Origin of the sequence: Nostoc sp. 'Peltigera membranacea cyanobiont' 232 (genome assembly GCF_002245985.1) — a bacterium.
Taxonomy (GTDB): domain Bacteria; phylum Cyanobacteriota; class Cyanobacteriia; order Cyanobacteriales; family Nostocaceae; genus Nostoc.
The window spans coordinates 1-13,798 of sequence record NZ_NOLK01000194.1 but is presented as its reverse complement, the minus strand read 5'-3'; the positions used below and the strand labels follow the sequence as shown (position 1 = coordinate 13,798).

At 39.8% G+C, this 13,798-nt stretch carries 15 protein-coding genes; 10 read left to right on the top strand and 5 right to left on the bottom strand.

What is annotated here, in order from left to right; genetic code table 11:
* Positions 1 to 115: 115 nt before the first annotated feature.
* Positions 116 to 1,690, bottom strand: a complete 1,575-nt coding sequence (gene mobV / locus CDG79_RS35230) for a MobV family relaxase (protein ID WP_094346249.1) — start codon at positions 1,688 to 1,690, stop codon at positions 116 to 118.
* 408 nt (positions 1,691 to 2,098) lie between these two features.
* Here mobV and CDG79_RS35225 point away from each other — a divergent pair, with 408 nt between their 5' ends.
* From CDG79_RS35225 to CDG79_RS35205, 5 genes are all read left to right on the top strand, one after another.
* A complete protein-coding gene (locus CDG79_RS35225; RefSeq protein WP_094346248.1) occupies positions 2,099 to 2,365 on the top strand; it encodes a hypothetical protein in 267 nt (88 codons plus the stop codon).
* Between the two features lie 1,195 nt (positions 2,366 to 3,560).
* On the top strand, positions 3,561 to 3,878 hold the full coding sequence (locus CDG79_RS35220) for a hypothetical protein (protein ID WP_094346247.1): 318 nt from the start codon (positions 3,561 to 3,563) through the stop codon (positions 3,876 to 3,878).
* 197 nt (positions 3,879 to 4,075) lie between these two features.
* Positions 4,076 to 4,729: a hypothetical protein gene (locus CDG79_RS35215; protein ID WP_094346246.1), complete on the top strand. Its 654-nt coding sequence runs from the start codon at positions 4,076 to 4,078 to the stop codon at positions 4,727 to 4,729.
* 83 nt (positions 4,730 to 4,812) lie between these two features.
* Complete coding sequence (locus CDG79_RS35210) at positions 4,813 to 5,502, top strand: hypothetical protein (protein WP_094346245.1); 690 nt, start codon at positions 4,813 to 4,815, stop codon at positions 5,500 to 5,502.
* A 205-nt stretch (positions 5,503 to 5,707) separates the two neighbouring features.
* The gene (locus tag CDG79_RS35205; protein ID WP_094346244.1) at positions 5,708 to 6,604 is read left to right on the top strand and encodes a GIY-YIG nuclease family protein; all 897 of its coding nucleotides are present in this window, start codon (positions 5,708 to 5,710) and stop codon (positions 6,602 to 6,604) included.
* An 18-nt stretch (positions 6,605 to 6,622) separates the two neighbouring features.
* Here the strand turns inward: CDG79_RS35205 and CDG79_RS35200 are convergent, their stop codons facing one another.
* Positions 6,623 to 7,000, bottom strand: coding sequence for a hypothetical protein (locus tag CDG79_RS35200; RefSeq protein WP_094346243.1), 378 nt, complete (start codon positions 6,998 to 7,000; stop codon positions 6,623 to 6,625).
* 328 nt (positions 7,001 to 7,328) lie between these two features.
* On the opposite strand from CDG79_RS35200, the gene CDG79_RS35195 reads away from it, so the two are divergent.
* Together CDG79_RS35195 and CDG79_RS35190 are read left to right on the top strand one after the other, a co-directional pair.
* Positions 7,329 to 7,934 carry a GIY-YIG nuclease family protein gene (locus CDG79_RS35195; protein ID WP_094346242.1) on the top strand — a complete coding sequence of 202 codons (606 nt, stop codon included), beginning with the start codon at positions 7,329 to 7,331 and terminating at the stop codon, positions 7,932 to 7,934.
* Between the two features lie 131 nt (positions 7,935 to 8,065).
* Positions 8,066 to 8,269: a hypothetical protein gene (locus tag CDG79_RS35190; protein WP_094346241.1), complete on the top strand. Its 204-nt coding sequence runs from the start codon at positions 8,066 to 8,068 to the stop codon at positions 8,267 to 8,269.
* Between the two features lie 74 nt (positions 8,270 to 8,343).
* Here CDG79_RS35190 and CDG79_RS35185 read toward each other — a convergent pair whose 3' ends face one another.
* Complete coding sequence (locus CDG79_RS35185; protein WP_223278530.1) at positions 8,344 to 9,039, bottom strand: hypothetical protein; 696 nt, start codon at positions 9,037 to 9,039, stop codon at positions 8,344 to 8,346.
* Between the two features lie 17 nt (positions 9,040 to 9,056).
* A complete protein-coding gene (locus CDG79_RS35180; protein WP_094346239.1) occupies positions 9,057 to 9,800 on the bottom strand; it encodes a ParA family protein in 744 nt (247 codons plus the stop codon).
* A gap of 201 nt (positions 9,801 to 10,001) precedes the next feature.
* On the opposite strand from CDG79_RS35180, the gene CDG79_RS35175 reads away from it, so the two are divergent.
* From CDG79_RS35175 to CDG79_RS35165, 3 genes are all read left to right on the top strand, one after another.
* Positions 10,002 to 10,343: a hypothetical protein gene (locus CDG79_RS35175; protein WP_094346238.1), complete on the top strand. Its 342-nt coding sequence runs from the start codon at positions 10,002 to 10,004 to the stop codon at positions 10,341 to 10,343.
* 36 nt (positions 10,344 to 10,379) lie between these two features.
* A complete protein-coding gene (locus tag CDG79_RS35170) occupies positions 10,380 to 10,808 on the top strand; it encodes a type II toxin-antitoxin system VapC family toxin (RefSeq protein WP_094346237.1) in 429 nt (142 codons plus the stop codon).
* A 191-nt stretch (positions 10,809 to 10,999) separates the two neighbouring features.
* A complete protein-coding gene (locus tag CDG79_RS35165; protein ID WP_094346236.1) occupies positions 11,000 to 12,022 on the top strand; it encodes a tyrosine-type recombinase/integrase in 1,023 nt (340 codons plus the stop codon).
* A 55-nt stretch (positions 12,023 to 12,077) separates the two neighbouring features.
* Here the strand turns inward: CDG79_RS35165 and CDG79_RS35160 are convergent, their stop codons facing one another.
* Entirely contained in the window at positions 12,078 to 13,256 is a 1,179-nt protein-coding gene (locus CDG79_RS35160) for a hypothetical protein (RefSeq protein ID WP_094346235.1), read from the bottom strand.
* Positions 13,257 to 13,798: the final 542 nt, after the last annotated feature.

Sequence of the window (13,798 nt, the reverse complement as noted above, 5' to 3'; positions counted from 1 at the left end):
CTCAATGGCGATCGCAGTATTACATCAAGGACAATTGCCTATCCCATCCCTGAACCTTCACTGTTCAATAGCTTTAAAATCTGTAGTGCCTATTCCGCATAGCTTAGAGCTTTTCTTAGTGCCATTCCGCCATGTACAAAGTTCTATTGGGTGGCACGTCGCCTCTAAGCTGATATTCCAACATGGCAAAAGACACGGCATCAATGGGCGATTTCAAAAGCACCACTTTCTCTACAGGATCTGTTGGCTGTCCGCCTAAGCGAAAGTGAAACCAGCCCTCACGTCGCTTAGTCCCTTTTTCATACCCAAGAAAAGTGTTGTTCTCGCCCCGTGTCCCCCGCAGAAATGCTCCTAATGCCTGGGGTTCTTCGCTAAGATTCCGCATGACGAACACAGCGTTTTGCTGGTCATCAGCGTAAACTAACCCCCTTTTATGCAGAAGTTCCACAAAGTTTGATGGTATCCCCCGTTTCTGGGTGAGGTAGTTGGAGACTCCCTGCCACTTGCTTTTTTCCTCAACGGGTAGCGTGAATTTGTCGCGTGGTTCTAACTGGATAATCTCAGCAGTCACTTTCTGAGCTTTTGCGATCGCTGCTCGTTCTGCCCCTGCTTCACCAAAGCGCTCATGTAACCAGACGACCGCCTGCCGTACATTGCAGTTGTTAACGTGCATTACCAAATCAATCGCACCCCCTGATCCCTTTTGTTGATCGGGGGCAAAGTCGTAAAATTTGGGCCCATCTATATTAATGATGTGACCGTGACCTCGCCACCGCTCACGCTCGTAATCTAGCCCCAACTCCCAGGCGACATCCAATAATTCCAAGTCGCGCAGTTGTTGGGTCTTTAACTCAAGCGTTCGTACAATTTCTTCTAGCCGTTGTCGTTCCTTCTCGCTGGCTCTTGCCCGTTGCTCTGCCCGCTCCAATCGCTCAAGCATGAAAGCCCGGTCAGCCAGTTGGTGGTTAATCGCTTGAAAGTGTTCATCAGACTGAATCCTGGCTACATAACTACTAGCTGATTCAAAAGGTGTCGGTGCTAATTGGTTATTTGTAATGACTGCGGTGAGTGGTTCACTGTTAACGGCTTGGTAATATTCTTTGACTTTGGTGTGGGTTGCCTTACTGCCCTTGACCCCTCGTTCAATGCCCAAAGGAGCGAGTGCGGCAGCATAACTATCTTGCAGCTTGGATAACTTAATCCTTCCCTGCCCACCTCTACCGCCAAACATCGCGTCATGACTGACTCTCCCGGTTTTTTCATTCACTGGCACGATGTAGGCGTGAATGTGTGGGGTACTTTCATCTAGATGAAGCTCTGCCCTGACGCACTTTGATCCATAGTTTTGAGCCAGCCAGTCACGAGATGCACTCGCCCACTGCTGCATTCTCTCATCAGACCACTGCCCCGACAGAGATGGATCACCAGGGCGGAAATATTCAGGTGATGCCGAGAGAAACATCTCGGTGCATAACACCGCATCATGCCGAGGGCGATGCTTGAGCGTAGAGATTTTTTCTTTGACTATTTCTTCCAGGGCGCGTGAGTCTTCTCCCCCAATCAACCGGACATTCTCTTTACTTGGATCTGCATTGGGTGTTTCTCTGTTTCTGGTAACATGGTCATCACTTCCCGCAACGTTGCCGAATGTTTTTAGTTTCTCAATTCTGAGAATTGTTAGTGGCGACATCAAAGATTTATGCTACAAGTGCAGTACTTTGTAGTACGAAAAACCCCCTCCAAGCGAACGGCGGTTTCATGTCATGAGCGCAGCGAAAGATGGCGCAGCCACCCGCAGGGTATGAAACCATAGTGAGTATGGTATCACTTATACAAAACCCTGAAATCCACTTTTGGGGGAGAAATCGCCCTTACTGCCTGGTGCGAAAATACGCCCAAAAGCACCTTTAGGGTGCATAACGACAGTCGTTTGACAGTCATCGGGGTTTTGGACAATGACTGTCAAACGACTGTCATTTGGTACAGTAGAGGGATACTAGGGGTAGTTTACGGCGCATTTTGACAGTCGTGAAAATTTGGTATCAATCAACACGATGGCTTACTCATAATCTCCTTTAATTCGGTAGGAATATAGGACATGGAGCAACCTAATTTAGAAGTGCTTTCGATTAAGCGCAGTCACGACAGTAGCGATGGCCAGTTACTACAATTTTTACGAGAGCGTGAGCGTCGAATGTCGGGCAGAGGTTTGACTAAAATTGTTTTGAGTACTTTGAGAATGTGTTGGGGGCCTTTTGTCATAAAGCGCATTGGTGCTGACAGTGACACTCTTAAGACTGCTGTGATTTACTCTATCTCACAGTTGGAATTACAGATTCACTTGCTTAAGCAGTTACTTGAGTAGACACTTGCTTTGATGGTGAGAGCGATTTGCAGTCTATCTCGAATGCTGGGTTGGCAAGTTGAAGTTAGGGAGAGGGATTTTTGAAGTATAAGTGCAACACAGCCGTAATATAGAAAAACCGCCCGAAATTGGGCGAAAAAGTAGCTCCAAGCTAGTGGCAACAAGGATTATAGGCTTTTTGATGAGAAATAGCAGATGCTTTTGGCTTAGTGCAGACTAAGCCTGGGCTTAGTCTGCAACAACTTTTTAGAATGACTTACTGAAATTACTCAAACCCTAGAATTAGTCTAGGCTTAGTCTACGACTATCCTGGACTAAGCCTAGACTAAGCCAAAAGAAATTGTGATTGGATATACAATTTGGTGATTTCAAGACCTGATTTTCTTTCACTGGTTATCGAGTCGCGCTTCAATAGCGAAGAACTAGAGAAGAATCGTCGCATTTTCCCCTGGGGTAAACTCATCGCTGGCTTTTGTCGTGATTGTGTAGTTTTTCAGTAGTATTTTTTGATGGCTGTTGCTTCGGCTTCTGCTTTTCAATTTTGACTCTCAAAAACTTTCCGCCAAATATGGCGTACTGTGCGTCAAAAAAAGATGGATTACAGAGCTTAAAAGCTTTTAAGCGATTTTCAGGGTAATTTACCAATTATTGGGAGCAAATGGGAGACTTATTATAAGTCTTGGGAACTGTTCTTCTTTATTGGGAATTTTTGAGCTAATGAGAATTTTGTGAGTGGATGATGTAAAAGGGGTAAAAAGGTAAGAAAAAAATTGGAGATTTGGGAGATGTTGTCGAGATATTGGGAGATGTTGAATGTAGTTGGTGAGAATTGGGAATTTGGAGGTTTTGTGGGGATATTCTCTCAAATGCACGAATTTTGTCAAATCAAGAAACTAGTGCCAAAACTGTAATATTTATTGATAAATGTGTCAATAATCACGGTTTGGGCGGTTCATTTTGAGACTAATTATCAATTAGATAGACAAAAAAAGGGTCAAAAACAGGGGTAATTTTTTTTTGTGGATTTTGTTTTTTAATGTTGAGTCTTGGTTCTCGTTCAAGCCGAATGCTCAACGTTTACTTTCAAAGTGATCTAACTACGATAGCCGAGCGATCGCGCATCTTGTGGTCAACCTAATCCAAGATAAAATCAGGAGCGGGAAAAATGAAATTGATGATGAGCCAGGGGTAAGCTATGGAAGTCAAAAGCGAAGTGACAATAAAATTTAGTGGCGAACTACCAACAGCCACACCTCTTCAGAATAAGAAAGTTGCAATCGAGTTCACTGACCAGAACGGTATAGTCTTCACTGCTCAAGTTAATGCAAAAAGCTGGCGGAAGGCTGAAACTAGCGCTTCAGAATTTGCAGACTGGGCTGGGGCTGTATCGGGAAAGCTTGGACAGCGCACAGAAAACGGGTTTGAGGTAGTTGATGCTGGGGTTCAAATCTTTGAAAAGAAGGCGAAAGAGCCTAAACCAGATGTAGCGGCGGCTGAAGCTGGCGCAAGTTAATAGATGTGTCGAAAGCATTCATGTTCAATGAAAGGAAGAGCGTGGATGCTCCCGGCATTTGTTCATCTTTGGGTATAAGCTCCCATTAAAGATACTTAAGGCTTTTGGAGTAGATTGAAAGAAGAATATCTTAGTGGGAGCCGCAGTTTACAATCATAAAAGCAATTCAAAAAATTACAGATTTTAACTTTGTCCGCATGACAATTACGAACGATACACAGCAGTTATTAGTTAATAATCACCAGTTAAGACCGACAGAGCCACTAGAATATCGTGCAATTGGTCGGCTCTGGGGAAAGTATGTACCTAGTGAGTCGCTTATTTATCAAGGGCAACTAATAACTGCTGACGGTGTAATGCTTGAGACAAACCTTGCTAAGAGAGCATCGAAATTAGTTCAACAATCTCAACTTGATTTATCACTTGATTACCTCTGGACTGTTTACCCCAGAACACCATTCAAAGATTCTCCGACCCAACTTCGGGTGACTTTGATAAATGTTCGCAACGAAAAAAAATATACCGACTCAGTAAAAAGCGAATTGCAGTTAGTAGCTGATAACTTTTCTGTACAAGGATTAGTTGTATATCAAGACTTAGCACAAGGGATAGTAGAAGTTAAAATTCACCAAAAGCCTCAGAGAGACTTTGAGCCACGCAAAGATTTCCAACTAAGACTAATCGGATTTTTACCATCAAATTCGATTAAGAAATTCTGGAATTTTAATGTGCGACGTGTCGGGACTAACTTAGTAATTCAATCAGGGGAGTGCATTAAATTTCCCGGTCGTGAGCAATCTTCAACTTCAGATATCTCAACCAGCACAACTGAAGATACTACTGAGGGCTAATCAAACAGAAAAAGTGCAGTCATTTCCTGCTCAATTGCTGATTTAATCAACGTTTCAGAGTGCATTGCTGCCAATAAATTATTATGCCTAAACGTAAATCTCCTAAGACGAATAATTCACTATCAAAAGAAGAAGCCACGCCAACCAAGCCAGCTATTTTACGTGTCGTCAAGCAAAAATCTACTGCTACAGACGAGAATAATTCTGCACAAACTGACTCAGCATCAACTAGTGTACCAACAGAAAATCAACCAGTTGAGGCTGAGTTAGAAGTAAATAATAACCAGAGTCAAAGCATTGAAGTTTCAGAATTAAACAGTAGTCCTGTCCTGACTGATGATGCTATATCTCAAACAATAAAAGTAGATAATGAACAGTCAGATGTACCCCAAATCTTAGAGACAGCACTAGTTAATTCATCATCATCAACTGTTTTTATTGAAAATATCTCTGGTGAACATGAGCAATCAGAGATAGAAACAGAGCAACCGCAATTAAGGAATAAACCAGCCTATAAAAAATTATCAACAGCAACTAATAGTTCAGGACAGACCTTTACTGTTAAAGAAAAGATTGAAGTAAGTACGGGTAACTTTGGTATACAAAAGGTTTTTATTATCTCCTTATATTCACCACCAGATGGAAGTATTTGGGCTTATTACCATCCTGTAGATAAAAACCAAAGACAGCTTTGGAAGCGGGGGTGCTGTCGGATTGAGGATTTGAAAAAGCTGCCAATGGGAGTAAATAGCGTTCTGATTGAGCAGTTGTAATGAAGTAATCTTGAAGATTTAGTGATCACTCAAGACATCAAGACTTGCTGATTGTAAGATGGGCATATATACAGAAAGCCTTATGCTGAACTACAATTAATCTCTTATGCCCTTTTGAGAAAATGAAGGACATCTAAGACCCCACTAAATGGGGTTATTTTTTACTTATACTAATTAGTATAAGTAAACCAATTATTATTGAGAGATGTTAATTGAAGATATTGACCTGTCTACCCTGCCATCAGTTTACTTATTAGAAAAAGAGCAGTTACCTAATTTGGCAGCTATTTACTTTGTATGTGATAGCAAAGGTCAGGTTCTTTACATTGGAAGAACGGTAAACTTAGTTGAACGCTGGAAAGACCATCACAGATTTCAGCAATTAAAAAGGTTTAATCGAAAAAATCTTATTAGTATTAGCTGGATGGATTGTAGTAAGCAGATAAATCTTCTTTCCAAGCTAGAAAACAAGTTAATAAAGATATATAATCCTTCCTTGAATTGGACAAGGGTGGTATCGCCAATTAGAAAGATAACTTCATTTGAAAATAATCCTATTTCTCTAAAGGTTGTTGATAAATATCAGCAAAGTTATGGGAACACTAAAAATGTCATTGAAGTAGAATCCTGGGAAGAATTAGAGCCAATGCCTGAAGGTGAAATTAGAGAAATAACTCGCCAGTTCTTATATGTGGATGGTGTAGAGGTAGAGGTATGTACTAACACAAATGGAAAGCATTTTGTCAGGCATAATGTTTACTGGTGGATGATTTATGGAAGAAAAAATCCTAACATAGTTTCTGAGAAAATAATACAAGATTTAGAGAGTGCAATAGATAGATTACCTACTATCAGATGGTCTGGCTATAGATTTAGAATTGAAACCATTGTATTTAGTGAGGACGATGTAGAAGTTGAGAGCATACTGTTTCCATTAGTTATGTTTGAAGATTTGATTAGGTGGTTAAAGTTAAACTATACTGGCAAAAGTCGTGAAGAACTTGAAAAAGGTGAATATAAACCTAAGCCAGATGACCCTGCAAGTATAAAACTATGTGCATGGTTACAGCGCAATTCATTAAGCTCTTTACTACAAACCTGATTTCATTAGAGGAAACAGTTAATCCCACCAAGCATATAACTGTTGAGAATTAATCTCTAATTCATCGCAACCCCACACAAATTTTACAAATTCACCTGCAAAGTCTAAGTTTTTCACCCCTTTAACTGTAATTGCATCAATCACCAAATTTGGGTTATCTGTATGATTGAGGACTACACCATCAAAAATCGCTGTCACTTCTAATCTTTTACAACGTTGCCCAAATTCAATAAATGAACCAACTGATGGAGTAGCATTAAAACTAGCATTTAGTGTAGTGTAGCCTGATTGAATAACTTGCTCCAATGATTCTAAAGATAGTCCCTGAAATTTGATTGCGTTGGGAGTATATTCTGTAATTGAGTTACCTAAAATTTCTTCAATACGTTGAACCATATATTTATATCCTAAATAAATTTTCAGTATAAGCATATTCCTTAGTCTAGTAAATGCAGATGGTAACGAACTAGAGGAATACAACGTAAGTTTACCAAGTTAGCTAAGACCAGAGATGTTTACAAAGATTTCAATGGTAAACCTATTATTTTTAAGGATTAATTATGGGTAAATATTTCATTAATCTAAGTGATTTACTTAATCAATCATAATTAATTTTAAAGCAAATCAAACAGCATCCCGACTACAAAAAGGTAAAATATTCACCAGATTTTACAGTTGCAGACGCGATTGCAGCTTTAGAAGAACTACGAACAGAGATACAATAATGAAACCAGGGTACATTTATTTAATTCATAGTGTAGGCACATATAGATACAAAATAGGGCTAACTGTAGCACCACGGACACCAGAGGAAAGATTAAAAGAACTGAATAGCCGTCAAAGTCCCTACCCATTGAAACTCATTCATTATGTCTTTGTTGCTGACGTTTACAAAGTAGAGAAAGAAATTCATCAAGCTTGTAAGTCATTTAATGTTTATAGGGAGTGGTTTGAATTTACAAAGAACGCATATTTGCAACAAGTTATTCAGTTAATGGAGCGTAGTAATGTAGCGCAAAGACCAAATAATAATTCTCAGGGTTACGGTCAATATCAGAATAAAATAAATCTTTCTTTGCCTATAATTCCTAGAGATATTGAACGTGCAAGTCAAGAGAGAGGGGAAATCCCAAAATATTTAATATCCAGACGATATGAACCCCACAATCGGTTGAGACAAGGCATAGTCGGGGAGAAAAACAAGAAGAAGAAAATTAAGAAAAGGAAACCTACTGTTTTAGGTAAAGTTTTCAATAATAATTTTTTATTTTTAGTAGCAATAGTCATTTGTATTATTTTATTTTTATATGTTGTGAGTATATTGATTTAAAAGGGTGCGATGGCGTAACCGCCCTTTCCGGTGGCGATCGCAGCAATTAACATGGTTTTCACTGAAGCTAAAAGGCATCTCAGCTTTATGCTTGCTATTGCTGCTGTTTCCTCTCTTGAAAATTTTGATCTATGTCAAACTTAATCGACGCTCAACCATTGCCATGTAAAACTATCTGTAATGACTGTGCCTTTCATGTTTTAGAGGGCGTTGTGCAATGTATTCACCCCGATGAAGCAGGTGTTAATTGTGCTACTGTAAATTTCTGCAATTCATTCCAACCGATGCAGGAAGTTGATAGTCCTTGTGTGACATACAGCAACGATCAGGAATAACGGCTTCTGGTTAGATGTCGCCTTAAGTGCGATCGCCACCGGAAAGGGCGGTTACGCCATCGCACACTCCTCTTTCAAAGTTTGTCCCTGCTTTTCTGCCTTGACATCAATATCTCTATCAAAGTCGCACGATCAGAGTTAAACGACTCTAAAAGTTGTACTAAAGCTTCTTCTACAATCACTTCTTTATAAGGAGCATTGGCTTTTCCTAGCTCTAACTGGAGTGTAAGGTGCAGTTTGTCTAGCTGATGCAGTACCTCTTCACTGATTTGAAATGTAGATTTACGCAATAAAACTTTTTCTAGGTTGACTTGTTGACTTGTTAGCAAGTTAGCTTTCTGGCTTGTTGAATTGCTGTTTAGTTGAATGATTGGCGTGTTATTTTGCTGACTTGTTGAAGCTTCAAATGTATGTTCACTTTTGGATTGCTGACTGGTTAACTTGTCAGCTTCCTTACTGGTTGACACTTCATCTTGCTGACTTGCTGACTTGTCAGATTTTCGACTGGTTAGTAATTTATCTGGTTGACTGGTTGACTTGTCAGCTTCCTTGCTGGTTGACACTTCATCTTGCTGACTTGTTGGCTTGTCAGCTTCTTGACTTGTTAAGAGTTTATCTGGTTGATTGGTTAACTTATCAGCTTCTTGACTGGTTGACACTTCATCTTGCTGACTTGTTGACTTGCTAATTTGCTCAAACCCAGCTAAAACTTTATCGGTCGAGGACAACGGATCATTATCATCATTTAATCTGGCGCGTCGTTTTGTCATCTGTCTTTTCACCTTAATTAGATTGCAGCAATTAAATTAGCGATTAACTGGTAAGGCTGCACTAATTTGGGGTCTTTAGCATAGATGTGAATGGGTTCACCTGCCAGATTTGACTCAGAGAACTTGATTGACTTCGGAACGGCTTCAAATATCTGAATGTTTTGTAGTCTTTTATTTAAGGAGGCTAAGACATCTTGAGTCATGACCGTATTTTCAGCCATTGTTGGCAATACTCCCAGTATTTGTAATTGGGGATTAAGACGTTTTTGAACACTTGCAACTGTTTCCAACAGTGCAGCCAGCCCTTTTAAAGCGAAAAATTGACACTGCACTGGGATAAGAACTGCATCCGCAGCTGCCAAGGCATTAACCGTTAACAGTCCCAAAGAAGGTGGACAGTCAATTAAGATGTGATGGAATTGCTTGAGTACGGGAGCTAGTCGCTCTTTAAGGATGTAAAAGTTACCTACTTTCATGAGTATCTCCGTTTCTCCCTTAGCTAAGTTGATGTCAGCAGGCAGTAAGCTGAGTCCAAATTTAGTAGAAACTACTCCATCGATGACTTCTGCTTTTTCTGTAATTACGTCGTAGCAGCTAATCTGGTCATCAGCCACTTCTATTCCCAGCCCTGTGGTGAGATTACCTTGAGGGTCAAGGTCAACAGCGAGGACAGTATCCTTAAGAGCCAGTAGCCCCCCTAAAGATATAGTGGAGGTAGTTTTAGCTACCCCTCCTTTTTGATTTGCTAGTGCAATAATCATTGAATTTTAAGCCAAACATTTTGCCTATGAGCTTACTGGCAAGTCATTAATATAGCAAGTTAGGTTTACAACCAGGCAACTTGCTAAAAAGTTGGGTTGTCAACCAGCTAACTTGTTGGCAAGTTAGAAAGTTATACTCCTGCCCTGTATGCTAGATGTAGAAGAGTACATTATTGTTCAAGGCTTGGTAATAATTAAAATATGGTTATCAATTTCTCCTCCGTAACGTTACCTCAGTCTGAAAACTTGAAGTTACATATCCTACTGGAACGTAACAATGAAGGAAATGTAATAGCTTCTGTCCTAGAATTTCCCAACACTCAGGTTGAAGCACCTACTACTGAACAAGCTGTGCAAGAATTGAAAAAACTTTTGTCAACTCGTCTTGAGAAGATAGAAATTATTCCATTAGAAATTCAATTATCTCAAAACGAAGCAGAAAATCCCTGGATGAAATTTGCGGGTGTGTTTAAAGACGATGCAGATTTTGCTGAAATTGCTAATAATCTCAGAGCAGAACGTAACGCAGTAGATGAAGATTAAAAGGCTGAGGATTAGATTCAGATTGAGAAATGCAGGATGAGTTTTTATATACTCGACACAGACCATGTTTCGCTTTTACTTCAAGGAAACCAAGCTGTTATATCTAAAGTTGCTCAAGTTTATCCCAATCTGGCTATCACCATTGTCACAGTTCAAGAAATTTTTAACGGGTGGGTAGTCAAAATTAATGACCGGACTGAATCTGCCAACTTAGTAAACCTTTACACTAAACTGTGGACTACTCAAGAGTATTTCAAAGGAGTGAGAATACTCAACTTTGATGCTGCTGCCTACACTTGCTATCAAGGTTTACTTAGAGAAAACCAGCAACTCAATAAAAAAAGGCTACAGAAAGATTTGCGAATAGCTGCGATCGCTCTTTCAACAAATGCGGTGATGGTTACTCGTAACCAAAAGGATTTTGCTCAAATTCCCGATTTGGTGCTGGAGGATTGGACACATTGACTACATCCTCTGCTATCAATTTTGATATCAGAGCAGGAAATTACAGACACAGCATGACTAATTAACACCTGCCCACTACCGCAAGTAGTATTTTGCTCCCACTGTGGTGTAAACATTCATGCACCCCCCTGTGACTGTATGATGAACGTTATTGGAAAACTGTATTATCAATAACGAATTAGTGAGCATTTATGCCTAACGAGCCAATATTTGGGGAATTGGTCAAGGTAGAGTTAGAGGCGTGTTTAGATGCACCGATCGCTCGGTATTTTGACGCGCAGCTTGACACTGACCCAGATGTGTTGGCGCAGTTGTTGGCAGATAAACGCAATCCCAATACTCGGCGTGCTTATGAAAAAGATTTGAGGGATTTCTTTATCAAGATGACTTTATTACCGCCAAGTGGTGATAGTGTGCTGGAGTTTCTGCACTTGCAGCGAGAGCAGGCGGTGATGGTGGTGTTGAAATACAAGGCGATGTTGATTAAATCTGGGTTGCGGGAGGCGACAATCAATCGGCGGTTAGCGGCGATTAAGTCATTGGCCAAAATGGGGCGCAAGCTGGGGGTGTGCAATTATTCCCTGGAAGATGTGTCAGGGGAGAAGGTTAAGGCTTATCGGGATACACGGGGTGTTGATAGCAAAGCGATCTCTCTTGTGATTCAGCAATTTGATAGAGAAACATTGATTGGTAAACGCAACTATGCAATTTTTTTGGTGCTGTGGGGTTTAGCTTTGCGTCGCCAGGAGATATGCCATCTTAATGTAGGGGACTTTGATTTTTATGGGCGCAAGTTGAGGGTTTTGGGGAAGGGTAAGGGAACGAATGAAGAATATTTGGATATGTCCAAGGACGTGGCGGCTGCTCTTGCAGATTGGTTAATTGCTAGGGGTGATTTGAATGCCAATTTACCGATATTTACAGCATTGGATTTTCATAATTTGGGGCATAGATTGACTACGGATGCCATCTATAAAATAGTGGCTACTGCTTTTAAGAAGGCGGGGGTTAAGAAACCCATGTCACCGCACAGGGTAAGACACTCGGCGATTACGGCGGCGCTTGATGCCACCGATGGGAATATTAGAAAGGTGCAGAAATTGAGCCGTCATGCTGACCCGCGAACGCTGATGATTTATGACGATAACCGGAATAAAGATTTGTGGGAGATGTCGGAATTGTTGACGGGAATGTTGAAGGTATCGGATAAATGAAAATTAATAAATTGAAGTGTTACGAAGCTGCGATGAGTACTAAATTTTATTACTGTTACTGCTCGCGTATTGCCCGAAGATACAAAACTACTTCCCATAAACCGGTTAGTTGTTCTATTGGCAATTCGTCAACAAACCTGGACATTATAATATATAAATCAGTGTTAGCAAGGCGTGGCCATACACCTAAAGTTTTTTTCAAAAGTTTACCTATAGTCAGGCTAGTTTTATTGGGATTTTCTGGTTTAATAGCAAGTCGAAAAACAATCTCTAAAAATTGATTGACGCTCTGTTTATCCAATTTCGTTTCCTTTTCTTGAAGAGCAAGTAAATGAGCAAGACAGACCACTTTGTCTTCTAAATGGGATTCTAATTGCTCATCTCCCATATAAACTATCTGGGATGAAGCAACTTCAAAAGCTAAAAATACTAAATCTATATCGGTTGCAAACAATGAAGAAACATCTAAACTTTCTATAATATGTTGCAATTTTTCTCTTAAATCATCATAAATTGGTAAATTATTGACTACTGTAATTAGCCAAGCCCAGGAAGATTTAGAAAGCTGATTTTCTTCTAAAGTTGCAATTGCATTTTCTGTTATTGTTTTTAAGTGACTAGATGCCAAATACTGGCTGAGTTCTATTCCCAGTAATCGACTTTGTTGACGGTCAATTCGGAAGAAGGAGCCTAAACAGTCGTTTGCCAGAATTGGATCTTGAAGTAGCCTAAAATCTGGTACATACTGTTCTTCCTTGACACGCACTGCAAAAGTAGCTACTTTGTCAATCATACCAAGGCATTCAAGTAATTCAACTGGTTTATCGACTGTAATTGCTGCAAGACCATTAACAACAAACTCCTCCCTTGTTAGTCTATTTGGATGCAATATATCATTCCAAAACTCTAGGTCATGGTTAAATGTATCAGCGTTAAGTTGCCTAGACCAACAATATTTTTCTAAGTCTTGAGCATAAGCCTTTAAAGATTCCACCTCTATGTCGGGGACAAGTATATTGTGTAATTTGCTAGTATGCCCCCATAGCATAGCCAGTTTCGTAGGCACAGTCCATTTTTCTGTTTCATTCCAATGACTAAATTCATTGTTGACTAGATGAAGTATGGTCTGAAATATAGAGAAGTGAAGCTCACCTTCCTCACTACATAACTCATCTAGTATTCTTGTAGCTAAATCAGTAATTCTGGAACCGTCACCACTAAAATGAAGAGCCAAGTCAATTAAATGAAGTTTTGATATGGGAGATGTCCAGTTTTCTGTTAAACTTTCGAGCAGACTTTGCCTTTGTTCTGCGGATATATTACCTAATGATTCTATTAAAATCTGTGGGAGTTTAACTGGTAAGCAGCATAATCGGTTTAATGTTTCCTCTAAGCCATCAGAATTTAAGAGAGATTCAGCTGCGCTACTTATTTGAATTAAAAAGTTACTGTTATCTGTGATTAATTTATCTAATCTAAAGTACCGTAGAAGTCCATCACTTGATGAAGGAATTACATCATCTGCACTGAACGAGTTATTATTTTCGATTTGATTTTCTAGAACTGTATAAAATCTAGCAACTGAATCATCTCTGAAAGCTTTTACTATTCTAAATCGCTCTCTAGCATTTTCTAATAATATTATTTCACAGGGTTAGCGCGTCTCAAAACCTATTGACAAGAGGACTTACCTGATCAGCGATAAGGTGGAAAACAAAGTGACACCATCTGAGGTAGGGTAAGATTTAATTCATCGAACTGCCATATCAAAGTAAT